The organism is Micromonospora sp. GCM10011542 (assembly GCF_042650685.1).
GTDB lineage: Bacteria > Actinomycetota > Actinomycetes > Mycobacteriales > Micromonosporaceae > Micromonospora.
In genome coordinates this window covers 20,928-42,325 of sequence record NZ_JBHSBO010000062.1, presented here as the reverse complement: position 1 = coordinate 42,325, position 21,398 = coordinate 20,928, and the positions used below count along the sequence as shown (strand labels likewise).

The window sequence follows — 21,398 nt, the reverse complement described above, 5'->3', positions numbered from 1 at the left end:
GGGCCCGGGCGACCCGGCGGTGTCGAGGCGGTGACCGTGCGGAAGCGGGGGACGCCGCCGCGTCCCCCGCCGTGCCGTATCCGCAGCACTCAGGCGGGCAGCCCGCCGACCTGGGTGTTGATCCAGGAGCGGATGGCCGTCAGGTCGCTGTAGATGGACGGGCCGGTGGCGCAGGTGGAGTTGTTGTTGCCGGCCCGGCTGGTCGCGCCGATCAGGTTCCACACCCCGTTGATCCGGCGCACCTGCGGACCGCCGGAGTCGCCGTAGCAGGCGCCGGACGTGCCGTTGGTGTTGTTGGTGCAGATCTCGTACGGGCCGTTGATGCCGGAGCAGCGGCTGTCGGCCACGATGGACGTGTCCAGCTCGTTGGCGACCGCCGGGGCGGAGCCGCAGCCGGGGCGCGGGCAGGTCTGACCCCAGCCGATGATCCGGGTGGCGGTGCCCACCGCGCCGGAGGTGGTCGGGATCGGGGCCGGGGCGTAGCTCACCGAGCTGGCCAGTTGCAGCAGCTTGACATCGATGCTCGGGTGGTTGACCGCGCGGGTCACCCGGACCACGGTGCCACCGCTGGTGCGGTTGACGCTGCCCACCCGCACCGAGGACGGTGTCGAGCAGTGCTTGGCGGTGACCGCCCAGTTGGCCTTGATCAGCGTGCCGGTGCAGCCGGAGACGTACACCATGAACGGGTAGTTCTCCGAGGCCGGCCGACCGCCCACCACCATCGGCCCGACGTCGCCGGCGGTCCCGGCGCCGTTCCAGGTGTACGCCGCGCCGGTGGCCGGCGCGGTCAGGCTGCCGGCGAACAGCGAGTTCACCCGGCTCGCCTCCGCCGAGCTGGGGTACGCGTTGCGGCAGGAGACCGGGGCGCTGCTGCCGGACATCAGGTCGGAGCAGAGACCGGTACGCCGGTCCGGCAGGCCGAGAATGTGGCCGAGTTCGTGGCTGGCGATGCGGGTGCGGTCGTAGCCCTGGTTGACGGCGGTCCAGCCCATCCAGATCCGGCCGGAGCCGAGCGCGGTGACCTGCGCGCGCGGCCATCCGCTGTCGACGTAGATGGTGACGCTGGCCGGGCTGCCGGCGACAAGCCGGACGTTGCCGACCCGGCTGTTCCAGATCGCCGCGGCCTGGTCGAAGTTGGTGCGGAACTCGCCGGCCCGGCTCGCGTCGTAGTAGACGGTACGTGCGGCGGACGCGGCGGCGCCGGTGGCGACCTGCACCCCCGCCGCAGCCAGGACCGTCGCCAGCGCGGCTACCGCCGCACGCAGCAGTTGTCGTCGGAACATCACGCACTCCCCTGCGGTTGTCCGGCGGTCCAGCCGACCGCCGGTCATCGATGTACGTGAATGCTAGAGCGACGGCGGTCGATGTCCGGCATAACGGATGCGTCATACCGGCGAGCCGGGGCGACGGCTGTTACGTGCCCGTTACGCCTCGGCGAAGTGGCAGTGGCCGGGCGGGACGACGGTCGGTGCGAGGGCCACCGGCAGCGCCGCCACCCGTGGCCCCGGGACAGGAGATGGAGGAACCACCATGAGGATCAGGAGCGCACTGACGGTACTGACGATCGTCCTCGCCGGGCTGGTCGCCGGCACGGGCACCGGCACGGCGGCCCCCAGCACGGCCACGGCAACCGGGTCGCCGTACTGCGGGATCACCTGGGGCAGCGCGGAGAAGACGGCCGGCGCGCTGAGCAGCGCCCCGCTGGTCGACGTGCGGACCGGTCGGCACGACTGCTACGACCGGGTGGTGTTCGAGTTCGCCGGGCCGGTGAACGGCTACGCGGTCGGCTACGGCGAGACGTGGACCGAGGGCGAGGGGCTGGCGTTGTCGCCGTACACCGCCGGGGACGCCCTGCTGCGGGTCTCGCTGCGGGCCCCGGCGTACGACGACGCCCACGTGGGCACCGTGCCGTACCGCGTCGGTGAGCACGCCGCGAACGTGTTGCGCTACGCGACGCTGCGCGACGTGGTCTTCGGCGGCAGCTTCGAGGGCTACACCACGTTCGCCGTCGGCGTGCGGGCCCGGCTGCCGTTCCGCGCCTTCGTGCTGGCGGGCCCCGGCACGCACAGCCGGATCGTGCTCGACGTGGCCCACCAGTGGCAGGAGTGACCCGTACGGAATCGGGGGTCCGGCACCGGCCGGGCCCCCGACACCGGCCGTTCCGCCAGGGCTGCGCACCATCGTCGCGGGTCTACCCTCAGGTGGTGGAGGGCCGGGTACTCCTCGTCGAGGACGATGCCTCCATCCGGGAGGTCACCGCCCTCGGTCTGCGCCGCGCCGGCTTCCGGGTCGACACCGCCGTCGACGGGCGGCAGGCCCTGGCGGCCTGGCGGGCCCGACCGCCTGACCTGATCGTGCTCGACGTGATGCTGCCCGGCCTGGACGGGCTGGAGGTGTGCCGGGAGATCCGGCGGACCAGCCAGGTGCCGATCCTGATGCTGACCGCGCGCACCGACACCGTCGACGTGGTCGTCGGTCTCGAGTGTGGCGCGGACGACTACCTGCGCAAGCCCTTCGACCTGCCGGAGCTGGTGGCCCGGGTCCGTTCGGTGCTGCGCCGGGCCAGCGGGCCGGTCGTCGCGACCACCATCGTGGTCGGTCCACTGGAGATTGACCCGGCCGCCTTCGTGGTCCGCCGGGACGGGCGGGAGGTGGCGCTGACCGCCACCGAGTTCCGCCTGCTGCTGGAGCTGGCCCGCCGGCCCGGCCAGGTGTTCACCCGGGAGCTGCTGCTGGACCTGGTCTGGAACCACGGCTTCCTGGGCGACTCCCGGCTGGTCGACGTGGCGGTGCAGCGGCTGCGGGCCAAGGTGGAGGACGACCCGGCGCACCCTCGCCTGATCCGTACGGTGCGCGGCGCCGGCTACAAGTTGTCCCCTGGCTGAGGAGCGTGACGCGATGGCCGGACGCGCGGTGCCACCGGGCCGCCTGCGGCGCCGGCTGACGATCGCCTTCGTGCTGGTCGCCGGGGTCTCCGCCGGGCTGCTCGCCGGCGGGTCCTGGCTGCTGCTGCGCCAGGCCCGCCTCGACGCCTCGCTGCACCAGGCCGCCGCGGACGCGCGCTACCAGCTCCTCCTCGCCGGCCAGTTCCTCCCGCTGACCGACCAGCGCCGCACCGAGCTGCTCACCAGCTTCGAGGGCAGTGGGCGGCACGTGGTGCTGGTGGACGGGGCGGTCCGCCCGTCCCACCCGGCGTACGCGCCGACGCTGGACGCCCCACTGCGGGCCACCGTGGCCGCCGGAGAACTCGGCTACCAGCGCAGCGCGCCCGCGACCCGGCCCCGGCTGCTGGTGGTCGGCGGCCGGATCCCCGGCTCCACCGCCGAGCTGTACGTGCTCACCGTCGAGGACGACATCGCCGCCGACCTGGCCCAGTTGCGTACCGCGCTGCTGGCCGGCTGGGTGCTGGTGGTGCTGCTGGCGGCCGGGGTGGGACACCTGTTGGCCCGTCGCACGCTGGAGCCGGTGGGCCGGGCGAGCCGGGCGGCGAAGGCGCTCACCGAGGGGCTGCTCGCCACCCGCCTGCCGGTACGCGGGCGCGACGAGTTCAGCGTCTGGGCGGAGTCGTTCAACGAGATGGCCGCGGCGCTGGAGTCGAAGATCGCCGCCCTCTCCGCGGCTCAGGAGCGGGAGCGGCGGTTCACCGCCGACGTGGCGCACGAGCTGCGTACTCCGGTGACCGCCCTGGTGGCCGCGGCCTCGCTGCTGCGCGAGCACCTGGACCAGCTGCCCGGCGACGCCCGACCGGCCGCGCGGCTGCTGGTCGGAGACGTGGTCCGGCTGCGCCGGCTGGTCGAGGACCTGATGGAGATCTCGCGGCTGGACGCCGGGCAGGAGCGGCTGGCCGTCGGCGAGGTCGACGCGCCCGCTCTGCTGCACGCGATCGTCGCGGCCCGGGGCTGGTCGGCGCGGGTGCGGGTGGACACCACCCCGGTCCGGCTGCGCACCGACCCGCGCCGGTTGGAGCGGGTGCTGGCCAACCTGATCACCAACGCGGTCGAGCACGGCGGCGGTGAGATCCGGACCACCGTCGGCCGCGCCGGGTCGCTGATCGTCTTCGAGGTCACCGACCAGGGGCCGGGCATCCCGCCCGAGCACCTGTCGCGTCTGTTCGACCGTTTTCACCAGGTCGACCCCGCCCGCTCCGGGCCGGGCAGCGGGCTCGGCCTGGCCATCGCCCGCGAGCACGCCCACCTGCTCGGTGGGGCGCTGAGTGTGCGCAGTGAGCCGGGCGCGGGCACCCGCTTCCGGCTCGCGCTGCCCGCCGACGCCCCGGCCCAGCCGCCACCCGTTGACGCCGGGCGGTCGGTCGGGACGGCGGCGCGGCCGAATCCGACCGGGACGCCGCCGCGGCAGCGACCGGCGGGCGGTGGGCGATGAGCCGGAGACGTACCCTGGCCGCCTCCGCGCGCCGGCGGGGCGCGGCCCGGCTGACCGCTCCGGTGCTCGTCGCAGCAGCCCTACTCGTCGGCGGATGCGCGCCGCCCCGGTCCGGCGCGCTGGGGCCGGCGCCCACCGCGCCGTCGTCGACCGCCGCGCCGTCGTCGACCGGCGCGCCCACCAGCGGCCCGGGCCCGGTGCCGGTTCCGTCGGCGGCGCCGCGACCCTCCCCCACCGCTTCCGCCTCCCGGCCGCCGCTGGTGACCACCGCGCCGCGCCGGCCGGACACCGTGACGATCGAGCTGTGGTACGTCCGGGCCGGGCGGATCGTGCCGACCCGGCGGACCCGCCCGGCCACGGTGGCGACGTCCCGGCTGGCGCTGACCGAGTTGGCCGCCGGCCCCACGACGGTGGAGGCCGCAACCGGGCTGAGCACCCTGGTCCCGGGCGGCACCGAGGTCACCCGGATCACCGACGGGGTGGCCACGGTGCCGCCCGGGCCGGCCGACGGCCAGCCGGCGAGCCGGCGGCTGCGCGAGGCGCAGGTGGTCTGGACGCTCACCCAGTTCCCCACCGTGCGGCAGGTCCGCTTCGGCGCCGCCGCCCCGGTGAGCCGGCCCGACTACGCCGACCTGCTGCCACCGATCGTGGTGACCGGCCCGACCGCCGGCCAGCCGGTCACCAGCCCGCTCACCGTCACCGGCACCGCCGACGTGTTCGAGGCGACGGTCAGCGTCCGGGTCCTGGACGCCACTGGGCGGGAGCTCGCCACCGGTTTCACCACCGCGAGCTGTGGCAGCGGCTGCCGGGGCGACTACCGGGTGGTGATCACCTGGCGGAGCACCCGGGAGCAGCGCGGCACGATCGAGGTGTACGAGGTGTCCCCGCGCGACGGTTCCCGGGTGCACACGGTTGCCGTCCCGGTGACGTTGCTCCCCGACTGAGCAGCCGGTTTACGCGACGACGCCCGCACGAAACGAAACCGTTCCCCGCCTCGGGTGCGACGTAACTCATAAGTACCTGCGGCTGCCGGTACGAGTTGGCTAGTGTCGGTACGACATCGTTTCGTGGGGGGTCAGATGCAGGGTGGGCAGCAGGTGGGCGCGGGCCAGGGGGTGCCGGCCGCACGGGGCGCGCGGGACACCGACCTGTTCACCGTGGTCATCGACCTGCTGCGCGAGGTCGGCTACGACCGGCTGACCATCGACGCGGTCGCCGCCCGGGCCCACGTCAGCAAGGCCACCATCTACCGGCACTGGGACGGCAAGGCCGAGCTGGTCGCCGCCGCCCTGCGCGAACGGCACGTCGGCGTACACAACCCGCCGGACACCGGCTCGCTCCGTGGCGATCTGCTGGAGCTGCTGCGGGCCACCGCCACCATCTGTGTGGCCGATTCCGACCTCATCCAGGCAATGATCTTCGCCATGCGGACCAGCCCGGAGCTGGAACGCCTGGTGCGGCACCAGGTGCTGCCCGCGGAGCGGGTGGCCAGCACCGCCATCCTGGTCCGCGCCGCCGCCCGGGGGGAGATCCCGCCCGAGGCCGGCGAACGGGACCTGTTCCACGACCTGGCACCCGCGCTGACCATGTCCCGCATCCTGGCGCACGGGCTGCCCGTCGACGACACGTTCCTCACCCAGGTCGTCGACCAGGTGCTGATCCCGGTGCTCCGCTACTGCCCGGATCGCCCCTCAGAAGACTGATTCGAACCGCCGACATACGCACACGGAAGGCTTCACCATGCCCGGAAGTACCTCGACCGTTCCCGGCGGGCCCAACGCCGAGGTGTCGACCAGCACGCCGCACCCGCGGCGCTGGATCGCCCTCGCGGTCATCGCGGTCTCGCAGCTGATGGTGGTGCTGGACGCCACCATCGTGAACATCGCGCTGCCGCAGGCCCAGGCCGACCTGGGAATCAGCGACGCGAACCGGCAGTGGGTGATCACCGCCTACACGCTTGCCTTCGGTGGCCTGCTGCTGCTCGGCGGCCGGATCGCCGACTACTGGGGTCGCAAGCGCACCTTCATCGTCGGCATGGTCGGCTTCGCGCTCGCCTCCGCGTTGGGCGGCCTGGCCACCAACGGCGAGATGCTCTTCGCCGCTCGCGCGTTGCAGGGCGCCTTCGGCGCGCTGCTCGCCCCGGCCGCGCTGGCGCTGCTCACCGTCCTGTTCACCGAGGCGACCGAGCGGGCCAAGGCGTTCGCGGTGTACGGCGCGATCGCCGGCGGCGGCTCGGCCGTCGGCCTGCTGCTCGGCGGTGTGCTCACCGAGTACGCCGACTGGCGCTGGTGCCTGCTGGTCAACATCCCGGTCGCGGCCGTCGCGATCGTCTTCGCGCTCCCGCTGGTGCCGGAGAGCCGGGCACACGGCAACACCCGCTACGACGTGCCCGGCGCGGTCGTGGTCACCGCCGGTCTGGTCTCCCTGGTGTACGGCTTCACCAAGGCCGCCGAGGACGGCTGGGACGCCACCGCGACGATCGGTTTCATCGCCGCCGGCGTGCTGCTGCTCGCCGCCTTCGTGGTGATCGAGCTGCGCTCCAGCAACCCGCTGCTGCCGCTGCGGATCATCCTGGACCGCAACCGGGGTGGGGCGTACATCACCTCGACGCTGATCGGCGCGGGCCTGTTCGGCGCGTTCCTCTTCCTGACCTTCTACTTCCAGGTGGTGCTGCAGTACAAGCCGCTGGAGGCCGGGCTCGCGTCGCTGCCGGTCACCGCGGGTGTGCTGATCGCCGCCGGTGGCGCCAGTCAGCTGATGCCCCGGGTGGGCGCCAAGCCGCTGATGCTCGCCGGCGCGGTGCTCGCCGCGGTGGGCATGCTCGTGCTCACGCAGATCGACGTGGACACCTCGTTCCTCACCCACCTGCTGCCGGCCCAGGTCATCCTCGGCATGGGCCTCGGCTTCACCTTCGTGCCGCTGTCCAGCCTCGCCCTGGTCGGCGTGCCCGAGCACGATGCCGGCGCCGCCAGCGCCACGCTCAACGCCACCCAGCAGATCGGCGGCTCGCTCGGCACCGCCCTGCTGAACACCTTCTACACCAGCGCGGTCGCCGCGTACCTGACCTCCCGGGTGCCGGACCCGGCCACCCAGGTGCAGGCGCTGGTGCACGGCTACCGCGTGGCGTTCGCCTGGGGCGCGGCTCTGATCCTGCTCGCCGGCCTGGCCACCCTGGTGCTGGTCAAGGTGCGCAAGGAGGACGTCCCGGCCGGCAACGCCGTGCACATGGGCTGAACCCTGCCGACAACGTGGCCGCCGGCCTACCCTGCTCGACAGGGGCCGGCGGCCACACTGGCTTCGTCACCGTTTCCGCAACTTCGAGGAGTGCCATGTCCACCGATGCCGATCGGATCATCGCCGTCCTGCGCGCGGGCCACGAGGAGCTCGCCGCGCTGGTGCGCGACCTCAAGGAGGACGACCTGCTGCGCCCCTCGGGGGCCAGCGAGTGGCAGGTGTCGCAGGTGCTCAGCCACCTGGGCAGCGGTGCGGAGATCAACCTGGCGGCGCTGACCGCCGCCCGGACCGGCGCGCCGGGGCCGAACAGCGACGCCAATCGCGCGGTCTGGGCGCGGTGGGACGCGATGCCCCCGGCCGAGCACGCCGCCGGGTTCCTCGCGGCGAGCGAACGACTGGTCCAGGCGTACGAGGCGATGGACGCCGAGAGCCGGGCGCAGCTGCGGATCGACCTCGGCTTCCTGCCCGAGCCGGTGGACGTGGCCACCGCCGGCCGGTTCCGGCTCACCGAGTTCGCGCTGCACCAGTGGGACGTCGAGGTCGCGTTCAACCCGTTCGCGGCGGTCACACCGGAGGCGGTGCCGCTGTTGCTGGACCAGATCGCCGGGATGCTGGCCTGGACCAGCCGGCCGCAGGAACTGGCCGGCCGGCAGGCCACGCTGCTGCTGCGGCTGCACCAGCCCGAGCGGACGTACGGGCTGCGGTTGGGCGAGCGCGTGGAGCTGACCGACGCGCCGGAGCAGCAGGACGGTGAGCTAACCGCGCCGGCCGAGGCGTGGCTGCGGCTGGCCACCGGCCGGCTCGGCCCGCAGCACACCCCGGACGGGGTGCACGTGACCGGCCCGGTCAGCCTCGACGACCTGCGCCGGGTCTTCGCCGGCTTCTGAGCCCCCGCCCCGGGCCCGCTCAGCTGGCGGTGGCCGCCGCGCCGCCACTCGCGGCAGACGGCTTGCCACCACGTCCGGCCGAGCGGGCCCGGTACGCCGCGACGTTCGCGCGGTTGCCGCAGTACTCGTAGGAGTGCCAGCGGCGGCTACGGTTGCGGCTGGTGTCGTAGAACGCCGCGGCGCAGACCTCGTTGGCGCAGAGCCGCAGCCGCGACCAGTTGCCCTCGGCGACGAGCGCGGCGACGTGCCGGACGATGTCGCCGACCACCGGGTCGCCGGTGACCTGTCGCAGCTCCGCCCGGCCGGGGGCGGCGAAGTCCTGCCGGAACGTGATGGACGACGTGCGCCCGGAGAGAGCAGCCCAGTGCCCGGCGGCGTCGGTGGTGTCCGGTTGGTCCACCACGTCCAGCAGGTCGGCGCGCACGGCGCGGACCAGCTCCAGACGCTCCGCGGATGGCACGCCCTCCTGACCGAAGGGCCGTAGCACCTCCGCGGCCAGCTGCGGATCGTCGAGCTTGTCCGGAATGCCGGCGTACGTGCGCGAGTTCAGCAGCTCCACCACCGCCGCCGCCCCAGCGGGGACCGAGCCCTCGTCGCCGGTGCGTGCGCTGCTGGTCGCCATTCCGCAAGCATACGTTGCAGGGGTAAAACTCTCACACCCATTACACTTGCCAACGGCGACTGCTAGTGTCGTAAGGGTCAAACGCCATACGCTCATTACGTACCGGCGAAGCCTTTCGACAGGAGCCTGACACAGATGTCCACCTACCGTGCGTACGAGGTCAGTGGGGCGGAGAAGTTCGCCCTCGTGGAGCGGACGCTGACCGAGCCCGCAGCCGGGCAGGTACGGCTGCGCGTGGAGGCCTGCGGCGTCTGCCACAGCGACTTCCTGGCCGCCAACGGCGTGCTGCGGCCGGACCCGTCGACCCCGATCGTGCCCGGGCACGAGGTCGTCGGAGTGATCGACGCCCTCGGCGCCGGCGTCACGACATGGCAGGTCGGTGACCGGGTCGGCGTCGGTTTCCTCAACGGCCACTGCGGCACCTGCGAGCAGTGCCGTCGCGGCGACTTCGTCAACTGCGCCGACCAGCCGATCACCGGCACCACCATGGACGGCGGGTACGCCGAGGTCGCCTACGCCCGGGCCAGCGGGCTGGTGCGCATCCCCGACGGCATGAGCGCCGTCGACGCGGCACCGCTGCTCTGCGCCGGGCTGACCGTGTTCAAGGCGCTGCAGCAGATCGACGCCCGCCCGGGCGCGCTGGTGGCCGTGCAGGGCATCGGCGGCCTCGGTCACCTCGGGGTGCAGTACGCCAACCGGCTCGGTTTCCGGGTCGCCGCGATCGCCCGGGGCACGGGCAAGGCGGAGCTGGCGGCACAGTTGGGCGCCGAGCACTACATCGACAGCACCAGCGAGGACCCCGGTGCGGCGCTGCAGCGCCTCGGTGGCGCGGCCGCGATCGTGGCCACCGCGGCCAGCGGTGAGTCGATGTCACCGCTGGTCCGGGGCCTCGGGCCCCGCGGCCGGATGATCGTCCTGGGCGCCGCGCCCGACCCGATCTCGCTGCAGACCAGCGACCTGATCTTCGGGACGCGGACGGTCAGCGGCAGCCTGACCGGCAGCTCCATCGAGAACGAGGACAACCTGGCGTTCAGCCAGCACCAGGGTGTCCGCTCGATGACCGAGGTCATGCCGCTGTCCGAGGCGCCGAAGGCGTACGGCCGGATGATGGCGGGCGAGGCCCGCTTCCGGATCGTGCTGGACACCACCGCCTGAGGTCGTACCCCGGTGTGCGCCGCCGCGTTCCGGCGGCGGCGCGCACCGGGGGCACCTCAGCCCTTCACGCAGACCACCTGCTTGAGGTGCGCCACCACCTCGACCAGGTCCTCCTGCTGCGCCATCACCTCGGTGATGTCCTTGTACGCGGCAGGGATCTCGTCGACCACCCCGGCGTCCTTGCGGCACTCCACCCCGGCGGTCTGCGCGGCCAGGTCGGCCGTGCCGTACGTCCGCTTGGCCTGCGCCCGCGACATGCGCCGCCCGGCCCCGTGCGAGGCCGAGCAGTACGCGTCCGGGTTGCCCCGGCCCCGCACGATGTACGACCCGGTGCCCATCGACCCGGGGATGATGCCCAGGTCCCCTCGACCGGCCCGGATCGCGCCCTTGCGGGTGACCAGCACCTCCACCCCGTCGTAGGTCTCCTCCGCCACGTAGTTGTGGTGGCAGGAGATCGGCTCGTCGTAGCGCACCTGCGGCAGGTGCTCGCGCACCACGTTGCAGAGCAGGGCCAGCATCACGGCCCGGTTGCGCCGCGCGTACTCCTGCGCCCACCACAGGTCGCGCCGGTAGGCGTCCATCTCCGGCGTGCCGGCGAGGAACACCGCCAGGTCCCGGTCGGGCAGGTCGACGTTGTGCGGGAGCTTCCGGGCCACCGCGATGTGCCGCTCGGCCAGCTCCTTGCCGATGTTGCGGGACCCCGAGTGCAGCATCAGCCACACCCGTCCCTCGTCGTCACCGCCCTGCTCCAGGCAGACCTCGATGAAGTGGTTGCCCCCACCGAGGGTGCCCAACTGCCGCTGGGCCCGGGTCTCCAGCTGCGCCACCCGCCGGTCCAGCCCGGCGAACCGGCCCCAGAAGTCGTCCCAGCCAGCCTGCTCCAGGCCCCGGACCCGACGCGGGTCGACCGCCCGCTCCCGCTGGGCGAATCCGACCGGGATGGTGGCCTCGATCGCCGAGCGCAGCCCGGCCAGGTCGTCGGGCAGGTCCGCGGCGGTCAGCGAGGTGCGGACCGCCGACATGCCGCAGCCGATATCCACGCCGACCGCGGCCGGCGAGACGGCCTGCCGCATGGCGATGACCGAGCCGACCGTGGCGCCCTTGCCGAAGTGCACGTCCGGCATCACCGCGACGCCCTGCACCCAGGGCAGCGCGCCGATGTTGCGCAGCTGCCGGGCGGCCTGCGGCTCGATGGCGTACGGGTCGGTCCAGACCCGGACCGGTGCCCGGGTGCCGGCGAGGGGGGTGAACATCGTTCGTCTCCTAGCTGTGGTGGCTGGTTCACCGCCGAACGGTGACCGGAAAGTCGTCGCGGATCCGCCGCAGAGGGCCGGCGCCGCGGAGGTGACCGGATACGAAGAGGCCGCCGACCCTCACGCAGTGGGCGGCGGCACCTGAGCGCGTTGGCGTCAGGGTTGGCGCCGCCCGAGGACTGGCCGATTGAGGTGGCGGTACCGCGCGCCGGAGGGCGACGTGGCACCCGCACCTGGCGTACGCCAGGTGGCTTCGGTGCGGTCGCGCTGCGGCACGGCGTACTCCTCGGGGGTCTGGATCGGTCGATCTTGCGCCGACGACGCTAGGCGGGCTCGGGCCGGTCCGCAATGGATATTGCCGACCGGCCCGGTGCCTCCGGCTACCGGCCGGTCACCCGACGGGCGACGGCCAGCAGGTATTCCTTGCGGTCCAGCGGGTTGTGGTCCCAGCGGGGCCGGACCGGGGCCCGACCCCGGACCGGCCGGTACCTGTCGAACTCCGTCTCCAACACGCCCTCGCCGTGGGCCAGCCCCGGTAGCCGGCGCTTCAGCGCGTGCACCCGACCGGCCGGGACCTCCCCCCGCACCAGGTACGACCCGCCGTGCGCGGTGGTGCTGACCGGCACCGCGTCCAGCCGGGCCAGCGCCGGCAGCAGCGCGCCGAGCACGTCGGCCGGCGCCTCCAGCCGGAACCGGTGCACCGGCTCGTGCACCCGCGTGCCCGCCTCGGTGAGCGCGGCCATCAGCACCAGCGGCGTCAGGTTGCGGAAGTCCCCGGCGGTGCTGGACATGCTCTTGTCGAAGGTGCCGTGGGAGTGACTCTGCCGGGCCCAGTACCCGGAGTGGGTCATGGTCACCTCGCAGTCGGGGATCTGCCAGCCGTGTGGACCCTGGCGCAGCGTGCGGTGCACGGTCTCCTCGACGGCGGCGAAGAAAGCCGGCGGCATCGACCCCAGCTCGACACCGAGGCGGAACCGGACCCCGGCGCCCGCCGGGGCCGGCGCCACCCGCAGGCCGACGGTGGCCAGGAACGGATTCGGCGGTACGCCGATCAGCTCGACGGCCGCCCCGGTGCCGGCCAGCCGCTCCACACAGACCGTCGTGGTCTCCTCGAAGCCGACGGCCAGCCCGAAATCGTCGGCCAGGGTGGCCTCGATGACCTCCTTCTGCACCTCGCCGTAGAGCGAGACGGTGAGCTGCTGCTGACGGTCGTCCTGGCGCAGGTTGATCAGCGGTTCCTGCTCGGCGAGCTGGCTCAGCGCGGCGTGCACGGCGGCACGGTCGGCGGCCCGGGTCGGCACGACGACGGTCTCCAGCGTGGGCGGCGCGAACTGGCGATCCAGACCGGCCCGTCGCGGCGGCACACCGACCGGGTCGCCGATCCGGGCATCCGACAGCCCCCACAGCCGGGCGATGTGGCCCGCGCCGACCGACGGCACGGCGACGTCCGTCCCGTTGGCGACCACGCGCACGGCGGTGACCAGCGCCAGGTGCGCGCCCACGGGGAGTCGATCGCGGACGCGGATGGTGCCGGCGAAGAGCCGGACCAGGGCGATCTTCTCCCCGGCGGGGCCCCGCTCGATGGCGAAGACGGTGCCGGAGACGGGAGCGTCGGCGTCGCCCCGGCCGGCGGGCAGCAGCCCGGTGATCCCGCCGATCAGTTCGTGCACGCCGGCGCCCGTGATGGCGGAGCCGGCGAACACCGGCTGGACCAGCGCTCGCGCGGTCTGCGCGGCCAACGCACGGCGCAGCCGGGGGTACGGCAGTGCCGATTCGTCGGCCACCCAGGCGGCGAGCAACGCGTCGTCCCGCCCGGCGAGCAGGTCGAGCAGCCGGTCGGTGAACGTGGTGTCCCCACGGCCGTACGGCGTGCAGACGGCGTCGCGGGTGTCGGGCGCTCGCACCGCGCCCATCGCCACCACCGCCGGGCTCAGCTTCTCCGCGACGTCGCGGAGCACCCGCTCGGGGTCCGCGCCGGCGCGGTCCACCTTGTTCAGGAAGATCAGGGTGGGGATGCGCAACCGCCGCAGCGTACGCATCAGCACCCGGCTCTGCGGCTGGACGCCCTCCACCGCGGAGATCACCAGTACCGCGCCGTCGAGCACGCCGAGCACCCGTTCCACCTCGGCGATGAAGTCCGGGTGACCGGGTGTGTCGATCAGGTTGACCGTCACGTCGTCCACCACGAAGGAGACGACGGCGGACCGGATGGTGATCCCGCGTTGGCGCTCCAGCGCCAGCGAGTCGGTGCGGGTGCTGCCCGCGTCGACGCTGCCCAGCTCGTCGGTGACGCCGACGGTGTGGAGCAGCCGCTCGGTCAGGCTGGTCTTACCGGCATCGACGTGGGCCAGGATGCTGAGGTTCAAGGTCTTCACGCAGCGTCGTGTCCTTCGGGTTGATGACAGCTCCCTCGTGGTCGGACATCGACGTTGCGCGCATTGCCGCTCCTGAAGCCTCGTGGGTCGTTTCGAGCAGTTCAGCAACCCGCCGTGCGGGCCGGCAACCGATTTACCGCAGGCCCGGTGGCGTGTGACGATGCGGCGCATGCGAGCCGTGATCGTCGACGAGTTTGGTGCCCCACCCGAGGTACGGGAGGTTCCCGACCCGGTGCCGCCGCCCGGAGGTGCGGTCATCCGCGTCGAGGCGACGGGATTGTGCCGCAGCGACTGGCACGGTTGGTTGGGACACGACCCGGACATCCGCCTGCCGCACGTCCCGGGCCACGAGTTCGCCGGCGTCGTCGAGGCGGTCGGTGCCGGTGTGCGCGGTTGGCGGCCCGGCGACCGCGTCACCGCGCCCTTCGTCTGCGCGTGCGGGCAGTGCCCGCCGTGTCTCACGGGGGACCAGCAGGTGTGCGAGCGGCAGTCACAGCCGGGGTTCACCCACTGGGGCTCGTTCGCCGAGTACGTGGCGGTGCGCAATGCCGACGTCAACCTGGTCCGGCTCCCCGACGAGCTGGATCACCCGGCCGCCGCGGCGCTCGGCTGTCGCTTCGCCACGGCGTTCCGCGCCGTGGTCAGCCAGGGGCGGGTCGCCGCGGGCGAGTGGGTGGCGGTGCACGGCTGCGGTGGGGTGGGGCTCTCCGCCGTGATGATCGCAGCGGCGGGCGGCGCGCAGGTGGTGGCGATCGACGTCGCCCCCGGCGCGCTCGACCTGGCCGCACGCTTCGGAGCCACGGTCTGCCTGGACGGCAGCACCCGCACCGAACCCGGCACGGTGGCCGCGGCCGTTCGGGAGGCGACCGGCGGCGGGGCCCACCTGTCCCTCGACGCGTTGGGCAGCCCCGCCACCTGCACGGCTTCCATCGAGAGCCTGCGACGGCGCGGTCGGCACGTTCAGGTCGGGCTCCTGCCCGCCGCCCAGGGCCACCCGGCCCTGCCGATGGAGCGGGTGATCGCGTTCGAGCTGGAGCTGCGGGGCAGCCACGGGATGGCGGCGCACGCCTACCCGGAGCTGCTCCGGCTGGTCACCGCCGGGGTGTTGCGCCCCGCCGAACTGGTCACCCGCAGCATCGGCCTCGACGAGGTGCCCGACGCCCTGGCCACCATGGACCGACCGGCAGCCGGCGGGATGTGCCTCGTCCGCCCCCGGTGAACGGTACGGCCGCGGCGGTCCACGCGACGGTCAGCGTCAGCGGCCGGCAAGGAGGACAGTGAGCAACAACGGTAGGAGCAGTGCGGAAACCAGCAGCAGCACTCTCAGGCGGCCCGCACGCAGTTCGACCACGCGTCGCACCGGGCCGCCGAGCCGGGACGACCTGGATCTTGCTGCATGGGTCGCGGAGGACTCGGTAGCGGGGACGGGGCCGACGGCCATGGCGTTCCTCTCCTGATCGTCGATGTGCCCGCCGGGACGGCTGACGGTCAGCACGGTGTCCCGGTCCGGAGCTGGTCCAGGGATCGCTTCAACAGCCGGGAGACATGTATCTGCGACATTCCGACCTCGTTGGCGATGCCCCTCTGCGTCATGTGGCCGTAGAAGCGCAGCACGAGGATTCGACGCTCTCGCCGGGGCAGAGCAGCGAAGAGCGCTCGAAGCTCGTGGCGATCGTCCACCTGGTCGAAGCCAGGATCGACCCACCCGATGCGCTCGGAGGTGTCGAGGTTGTCGGCCCCGGGGCGCGGCGCGTCGAGAGACGCCAGACGATAGACCTGCGCGGCGGCGACGGCGGTCCGAATCTCTTCGACGCCTACCTCAAGGTGATCGGCGAGTTCCGCGACGCTCGGGTGGTGACCCTGCCGCTGCTCGAGCTCTCCGGTCACGGCACGGAGCCTGCCGTTCAACTCCTGGTCTCGGCGCGGCACCCGCATCGCCCAGGCCGCGTCGCGGAAGTGCCTGCGGAGAGCACCGAGAATGGTCGGCACCGCATAACTGTGGAACGGCACGCCTCGGTCGACGTCGAACCCGTCCACGGCCTTGACGAGCGCGAGAGCCGCGACCTGCGCCAGGTCGTCGTACGCCTCCCCGCGCCCGGCGTACCGCCCGGCCAAGCGGCCGGCCATCGGCAGGTCGTTCTCGATGATGCGGGCCCGCAGCGTGGCACGACCGGGATCATTGCAAGTCAGGGTGGCGAGCCGACGGAACAGCTGTTCGCGGGTCGCCGATACGTCGCCCTGGGAGCGGAGACGGGAAAAGGTGGTCGCGGTCGTGACAGGGATGACCATTGTGAATGCCCCTCAAGGGCCGGCGGCGGCGGAGATGGCGGCCACCGGGGGCTTGGGCGACAACCCCACCGTACGCCTGTTTCCCGGGGCGCGAACCGCCAGCGGTCGACCGGCGGGGCCCGATCACCGCAGGAGCACGCGTCGACACCGGCCTGAGCCGGCGGTCAGCCGAGCCGCCTGGCTGACGCTTCCGACACGAACTGCTCGGAACCATCGACGATCGCACGAGCCACGTCGGACAGCCGCCGGTTGTGGCTGCGGGCGGTGCCGCGCAGCAGCACGAAGGCTTCCCCCACGTCAACCTGGAGGCGCTCGGCGAGCACACCCTTGGCCTGCTCGATCAGGACCCGGCTGTTGAGTGCGGTCTGCAACTGTTCGGTGAGGATGTCGCGGCGGTGGATGGCGCGTTGCTGGAGCAGCCCGATGGTGGCCACGTCGGCCAGGGCCTGACCGATGCGGAGCCGGCCCTCGTCGAGAGCACCCGGCTGGACGTCGAAGAGGTTCAGTGCGCCGATCACCTCGGATCTCAGGCGCATGGGCAGCGCGTGTACCGACGCGAACCCCGCCTCGGCCGCGGCGGCCGTGAACCGGGGCCACTGGCCGGCGGCAGGCAGGTCGGCGACCGACACAGGCTGACCGCTGCGGAAGCAGTCCACACAGGGCCCCTGGTCGGTCTGCAACTGGAACAACTCCAGCAGCCGGGTGCGTTCGGAGGAGGCGGCCACCACCTGCAGGGTCCTCTGCTGGTCGGTCAGCAGCAGCCCGACCGCCGAGACGCCCAGCAGTTGGACACATCGTTCGGTCAGCACATGCAGGAACTCGATCACGTCGAAATCGTCGACGAGTGTGTCGGCCATCTCCACGAAGACGTCGGACAACTGAATCTCGGCCATGTCAATCACCCTCGTCGTAGCGTAAGTCCGTCGAGTCGAAACGCAGTCGACGGGCGACGACGTCCCCGGCCACATCCCGCAGGCGCCGGTCGTGCGAGTAGGCGAAGGCGCGTAACCGGATGAGCGCCACCGCGGCGGTCACTCCCAGCTGGACCGTGATCATCCCGGTGGCCTGGTGCACCTCGGGATGCTGCAGACCGACCCGCTCCGGCCGGCCCTCGCCCTGGGTCGCCCGGTGGCGCCGACCTCCGTCGAGCAGTACCGCGCAGGCCGTGTCCGCCAGCACCAGCGCGTCGGCCAACTGATCGTCGTCGAGCCCGCCGGCGCGCGTTCGGTAGAGGTCCAGCACACCGAGGCGGATCCCGCCGACCTGGAGCGGCAGTGCGAACACCGCGTGGATTCCGGCGAGCAGCGCCGCCGGGGCGAACACGGGCCAGCGGGCCAGACATTCTGGTGCTGCCAGGTCGACCACCAGATCCGCACAGCCACCGGTGATCGCGTCCACGCACGGACCCTCACCGAGGGTGAGCGTCAACTCCTCCAACTCCGACGCGGTCGGGTCGCTGGCGCACAGCACCTCCCGTGGAGTGGCGTGCAGCGTCACGGCGACGGCTGCGGAGTTGACGCCGGTGGCCGAGACCGACGCGGCGCAGACGTGGTCGACCTCGATCGTCCCGCCACGGGCCACGTCGACGACCAGCGTCCACAGCCGGGCCCTGCGGGTGGAGTTCATCGATCCGCCGTACCGGCCGCGGTCCCGCGCTCGTGCACAGCTGGCTCCGACCCGACCGTCCTGCGCGGACATTCGTTCTGCGGCCAACCGGAAACCCGGGCGACACCCCAGACCCTACTCCCGGCCGGCCCGGTCTCCCCCCGCCGGCGTGGAGCACGAAGGCCTTGGCCGGCGCGATCGCCGCCAGGGCAGGCTGAGGCGTACGATGACAGTTGTCGCTCGAGACCCCGGTGGCTGACATTTCGCCACGTGCGGGCGAGCCCGCCGACCGAGCCGCCGGTCAATCGCCCGTCGACCCGCATCGACCGCTCCGAGGTCCCCTCCCGTCGCACCGACGTTCCGGGCCGCGGCACCTCGTCACACGCCTGCCATCGCCCATGCCTGCGCTGGCTCCCCACGGCATCCAGGCATGTCGGCTGTTGGAAGGCGGCGGGCTGTGCTGACCCCACCGGAGAACCACCCTGACCCGGCTCCCCCGCCCGCCACGGCACCCGCGACAGCCGATCGGGGCATGACCACCGCCGCCGACCCGACCGGCCTCAGGCACGCACCCGACGTACGCACCGCCGCACCGGCCCCGCGGGGCCCGACCACGGCGACCGGCTCCGACGTGTACGAGGTGTGGGACAACGAGGGCGGCAGCCCCGCGTCAGGTGGCGCTCACCAGAGCCACCACGAAGTCAGCACCGGTGCCCACCCGGTCGTGGAGACCGTGACGATGCCAGCCGTCCGACGCGTCACCGACGAACCCGAACCCGGGGCCACGCCGATGCCCGTGCGCTGACCGCGCGGGACCCCGCGTCGGTCAGTCGGTCGCCGTGCGGGAGAACGTCTCGAGTTGTACCGGCGGCTCGGCTCCCAACGCGACGGCGAGTTCGTGACCGAGGTGAGCGTCATAGGTGCAGTGAAGATTCGGCGTGGGACCGTTGATCTCGCGGAGCCGTTCCGCGGCCCGGCGGGCGGCGATCGCGCTCACCCAGGCCATGCCGTCGGGATGGCGGCAGCCGGAGACCGGCGCGAGCCGCCACACCTCGACGAACACCGCCCGGGTCACCGCCACGGCGAGCGCCGGGCTGCCGAGGCTCGCACTCACCTGGGCGAAGACAGCGCGAACGAGACGCCGGTAGAAGCGCCGGAAAGCGGCCTGGTCGCGGGCGGCGATCCGCGTGACGAGATCATCGACGGATTCCGGGCCCGGCACGACGCAGATGGGCTGAACAGGCATCCGATGCTCCTGGTGGTGTGCCTGCGGTCGGGGCACCACCGGGGACCAGGGCGGCTGCTACGTCTCTCACCCTACGCCACCGGTCAGGTCACGGAGCGCATGGAGCCGTCCGCATTTCACCGCCGGCAACGCTGCTGGATCCAGTGCGGCCCCCCGCGACCTGGCGCGGCCCCACCTGTGGCTCCGGTGGGGCCGCCTTCTGCCAAAGCCTGGCCGGTCCTACCTGAGCCAGGCGGCGCGTCGCACCCACGGGATCCGGTCCCAGACCGCGCCGAGTCCGAGGGTGCGGCCGGCACCCAGCAGGGCCAGGACGATCAGCACGGCGGCATAGATGAGATGGTCGTCCAGGAACGGATTGCTGGCCGGCGGAAGGACCGCGGTCCACATCATGAGGGTCAGCAGCGCGCCGCCGCCAGCCGCAAGCCGCATCGCGACGCCCAGGATCAGCGCGCCGCCGATGGCGAGCAGAGCGCCCATGAACAGCAGGTCGGTCAGGCCGGTGCCGGCGATCGAGTGGTAGAACCCCGCGAACGGGCCCTCAGTGGCGGACCCCAGGAACCCCTGTGTCGGGCTGCCACCGTTGATCCAGGACTTCGCGGCGGTCGTCTCATGCCCCAGGCCGAACGCCTTGTCGAGAAACGCCCACAGGAAGATCCAGCCCAACGCGAGCCGGATGCCCCCGAGCAGGTAGCGCACCGGCGCGCTCAGGTGTGGGCCAACGTCTGTCCTGGCGGTCGGTGCCGATCCATGGTGGGTGGCGGTGCCCGTCGGCGTGACCGGCTCTCGCGGAAGGTGGCGCCCGGTGATGTCCGGTGCGAGCCCGGCGCTCGGCGCTGAGGTGCGAATGGTGCCGTTGTGGTCCTTGGCGATGTAGGCCATCGCGCTCACATTCCTTCGGATGCTCATGGAGCAGTCCCACGGCGGGAAGGGCCATGGGCTCTTCAGGGGGATCTGATCGGCTCGAGGGCGGATCGGCGGTGGCGGGCGGTCAGCCACCGGGGGCCCGAGCGACGTCCTCATCTTACGCGCGGTCAACAGAAAAGGCGCCGCACGTGCGCCGTCCGCCGGCGGCTCTCAGGCAGGCTGGAGGTCGACGGCTGCGGCGCCGACGATGGCCCTGGCACCGTCGTGCTGCACGTAGCCGACCACCGAGGCCTGTCGATGATCAAGATCGGGCGGCACCTCCACCTCCACCCGCCCACGATCGGCGTCCAGACCCACCGACGTGAAGGCGCGCACCACGTTGTCCTGACGCAGCGTCCGGCCGGCGTTCTCACCCCGGGCGATCTCGCTCACCAGGCCGCGTTGCACCACCGCCACGTTCAACACCGCCTTCTCCGGCGGTGGACCGGTCCGATAGTCAACCGCCACCCGGTGTGCACCGGCGCCGGCGTCGAGCGACAGTTCCAGCGGCGTGGTGGCCACCGACGCGAGGGCCGCCACGATCGCGCTCGTCGCCTTTCCACGATCGGAACCGACGAACTCCACGCTGCCGTTGACGACCATCTGCGGGGTGTACAGGCCCCCCAGGCCGAAGGCGCGGGCGTACGCGTCCTGCCGAGCGCTGTACGCAGCGTCCGCGAACCGGTCCGGCCAGCCCAGGTAGTCCCAGTAGTCGACGTGGAAGCCGAGCGCGAAGACCGGTTCTCCCCGCTGTCGGGCGTCCTGCTCGATATCGGTCAACGCCTCCTCCGCGGGCGGGCAGCTGTTGCAGCCCTGGGAGGTGAACAGCTCCACGACGGCGAAGCCGCCGTCCGCCGAGCCGGCACTCGACCCGCTGCGCGCTGGTTCCGTCATGGCGCGTCGTCCCTCCGTCGGTCCTGCTGGCCGCTCTGCGATTCCCGCTCCGGCCGCGACCATGCCCGGCGATCCGAGGTCACGCCAGCGGCGGTTGATCACGACGGGCGCCGGGATTCGGGGAGGATGTCCAGATAGTGCGGGTTCGACATGACGCCGAGGATGTTGCCGAACGGGTCGATCACCGAGGCGGTGACGAAGCCGGTCCCCGAACCGCGCTCGGTGATCGGCTGGTGCTCGCGGGCGCCGGCGGCCAGCAACTCCCGTACGGCGGCGGCCAGGTCGTCCACGTGCCAGTAGAGGATGCTGCCGCCCGGCGCCTCCGGCACGTCGCCAGCGTAGCGACGGTCGATGAGGCCCAGCTCGTGCTGGTAGTCGCCGAGGCGGAACTCGTAGTACGCCGGGCGGCCCTCGCCGTCGCGGACCACGAAGTAGGGCTCGACGCCGAGCAGGTCGGCGTACCAGTTCTTCGCGGCATCCAGGTCGGCGGCCCAGAAGCTGACGGTGGCCATTCCACGCAACTGCATGATCTCGTCCCCTCGTCGGTGTCGGTGT

General features: G+C 72.7%; 20 protein-coding genes and 1 pseudogene. 9 read left to right on the top strand and 12 right to left on the bottom strand.

The features are described 5' to 3' along the window. Positions 1-89 precede the first annotated feature (89 nt). Both ACFOW4_RS26920 and ACFOW4_RS26915 read right to left on the bottom strand, forming a co-directional pair. On the bottom strand, positions 90-791 hold the full coding sequence (locus ACFOW4_RS26920) for a S1 family peptidase (protein WP_377532888.1): 702 nt from the start codon (positions 789-791) through the stop codon (positions 90-92). 18 nt (positions 792-809) lie between these two features. Then, positions 810-1,283: pseudogene (locus ACFOW4_RS26915) on the bottom strand (snapalysin family zinc-dependent metalloprotease); the annotation flags it as partial. Between the two features lie 247 nt (positions 1,284-1,530). Here ACFOW4_RS26915 and ACFOW4_RS26910 point away from each other — a divergent pair. The 7 genes from ACFOW4_RS26910 (at position 1,531) to ACFOW4_RS26880 (ending at position 8,501) form a co-directional block, all read left to right on the top strand. Continuing rightward, the gene (locus ACFOW4_RS26910) at positions 1,531-2,109 is read left to right on the top strand and encodes a hypothetical protein (RefSeq protein ID WP_377532825.1); all 579 of its coding nucleotides are present in this window, start codon (positions 1,531-1,533) and stop codon (positions 2,107-2,109) included. A 95-nt stretch (positions 2,110-2,204) separates the two neighbouring features. After that, a complete protein-coding gene (locus tag ACFOW4_RS26905; protein WP_377532823.1) occupies positions 2,205-2,885 on the top strand; it encodes a response regulator in 681 nt (226 codons plus the stop codon). 13 nt (positions 2,886-2,898) lie between these two features. Continuing rightward, entirely contained in the window at positions 2,899-4,380 is a 1,482-nt protein-coding gene (locus ACFOW4_RS26900; protein ID WP_377532821.1) for an ATP-binding protein, read from the top strand. Further along, positions 4,377-5,324 carry a Gmad2 immunoglobulin-like domain-containing protein gene (locus ACFOW4_RS26895; protein WP_377532819.1) on the top strand — a complete coding sequence of 316 codons (948 nt, stop codon included), beginning with the start codon at positions 4,377-4,379 and terminating at the stop codon, positions 5,322-5,324. The genes ACFOW4_RS26900 and ACFOW4_RS26895 overlap by 4 nt, the downstream gene beginning before the upstream one ends. A 123-nt stretch (positions 5,325-5,447) precedes the next feature. Continuing rightward, positions 5,448-6,083, top strand: a complete 636-nt coding sequence (locus ACFOW4_RS26890) for a TetR/AcrR family transcriptional regulator (protein ID WP_377532817.1) — start codon at positions 5,448-5,450, stop codon at positions 6,081-6,083. Positions 6,084-6,120: 37 nt separating this feature from the next. Continuing rightward, a complete protein-coding gene (locus ACFOW4_RS26885; RefSeq protein ID WP_377532815.1) occupies positions 6,121-7,614 on the top strand; it encodes a DHA2 family efflux MFS transporter permease subunit in 1,494 nt (497 codons plus the stop codon). A gap of 95 nt (positions 7,615-7,709) precedes the next feature. Next, positions 7,710-8,501, top strand: coding sequence for a maleylpyruvate isomerase family mycothiol-dependent enzyme (locus tag ACFOW4_RS26880; RefSeq protein ID WP_377532813.1), 792 nt, complete (start codon positions 7,710-7,712; stop codon positions 8,499-8,501). 19 nt (positions 8,502-8,520) lie between these two features. Here ACFOW4_RS26880 and ACFOW4_RS26875 read toward each other — a convergent pair whose 3' ends face one another. Then, positions 8,521-9,123 (bottom strand): CGNR zinc finger domain-containing protein, encoded by a 603-nt coding sequence (locus ACFOW4_RS26875; protein ID WP_377532811.1) that lies wholly within the window; start codon positions 9,121-9,123, stop codon positions 8,521-8,523. 135 nt (positions 9,124-9,258) lie between these two features. Here ACFOW4_RS26875 and ACFOW4_RS26870 point away from each other — a divergent pair, with 135 nt between their 5' ends. Continuing rightward, positions 9,259-10,278: an alcohol dehydrogenase gene (locus ACFOW4_RS26870; RefSeq protein ID WP_377532809.1), complete on the top strand. Its 1,020-nt coding sequence runs from the start codon at positions 9,259-9,261 to the stop codon at positions 10,276-10,278. Positions 10,279-10,334: 56 nt separating this feature from the next. Here ACFOW4_RS26870 and ACFOW4_RS26865 read toward each other — a convergent pair whose 3' ends face one another. Next, positions 10,335-11,531: an RtcB family protein gene (locus tag ACFOW4_RS26865; protein ID WP_377532807.1), complete on the bottom strand. Its 1,197-nt coding sequence runs from the start codon at positions 11,529-11,531 to the stop codon at positions 10,335-10,337. 380 nt (positions 11,532-11,911) lie between these two features. Further along, positions 11,912-13,906: a GTP-binding protein gene (locus ACFOW4_RS26860; RefSeq protein WP_377532805.1), complete on the bottom strand. Its 1,995-nt coding sequence runs from the start codon at positions 13,904-13,906 to the stop codon at positions 11,912-11,914. Between the two features lie 169 nt (positions 13,907-14,075). Between ACFOW4_RS26860 and ACFOW4_RS26855 the strand changes: the two genes are divergently transcribed. Continuing rightward, the gene (locus ACFOW4_RS26855; protein WP_377532803.1) at positions 14,076-15,125 is read left to right on the top strand and encodes a zinc-dependent alcohol dehydrogenase family protein; all 1,050 of its coding nucleotides are present in this window, start codon (positions 14,076-14,078) and stop codon (positions 15,123-15,125) included. A 269-nt stretch (positions 15,126-15,394) separates the two neighbouring features. Here the strand turns inward: ACFOW4_RS26855 and ACFOW4_RS26850 are convergent, their stop codons facing one another. From ACFOW4_RS26850 to ACFOW4_RS26820, 7 genes are all read right to left on the bottom strand, one after another. After that, entirely contained in the window at positions 15,395-16,195 is an 801-nt protein-coding gene (locus tag ACFOW4_RS26850) for a SigB/SigF/SigG family RNA polymerase sigma factor (RefSeq protein WP_377532801.1), read from the bottom strand. Positions 16,196-16,359: 164 nt separating this feature from the next. After that, complete coding sequence (locus ACFOW4_RS26845) at positions 16,360-17,088, bottom strand: GAF and ANTAR domain-containing protein (RefSeq protein WP_377532799.1); 729 nt, start codon at positions 17,086-17,088, stop codon at positions 16,360-16,362. 1 nt (position 17,089) lies between these two features. Then, entirely contained in the window at positions 17,090-17,821 is a 732-nt protein-coding gene (locus tag ACFOW4_RS26840; RefSeq protein ID WP_377532797.1) for a GAF and ANTAR domain-containing protein, read from the bottom strand. Between the two features lie 805 nt (positions 17,822-18,626). Beyond that, on the bottom strand, positions 18,627-19,046 hold the full coding sequence (locus ACFOW4_RS26835; protein WP_377532795.1) for a hypothetical protein: 420 nt from the start codon (positions 19,044-19,046) through the stop codon (positions 18,627-18,629). A 219-nt stretch (positions 19,047-19,265) separates the two neighbouring features. Continuing rightward, positions 19,266-19,952: a hypothetical protein gene (locus tag ACFOW4_RS26830; RefSeq protein ID WP_377532793.1), complete on the bottom strand. Its 687-nt coding sequence runs from the start codon at positions 19,950-19,952 to the stop codon at positions 19,266-19,268. Positions 19,953-20,120: 168 nt separating this feature from the next. Further along, complete coding sequence (locus ACFOW4_RS26825; protein ID WP_377532791.1) at positions 20,121-20,843, bottom strand: DUF1223 domain-containing protein; 723 nt, start codon at positions 20,841-20,843, stop codon at positions 20,121-20,123. A gap of 98 nt (positions 20,844-20,941) precedes the next feature. Continuing rightward, positions 20,942-21,370, bottom strand: a complete 429-nt coding sequence (locus tag ACFOW4_RS26820; protein ID WP_377532789.1) for a VOC family protein — start codon at positions 21,368-21,370, stop codon at positions 20,942-20,944. Positions 21,371-21,398 lie beyond the last annotated feature (28 nt).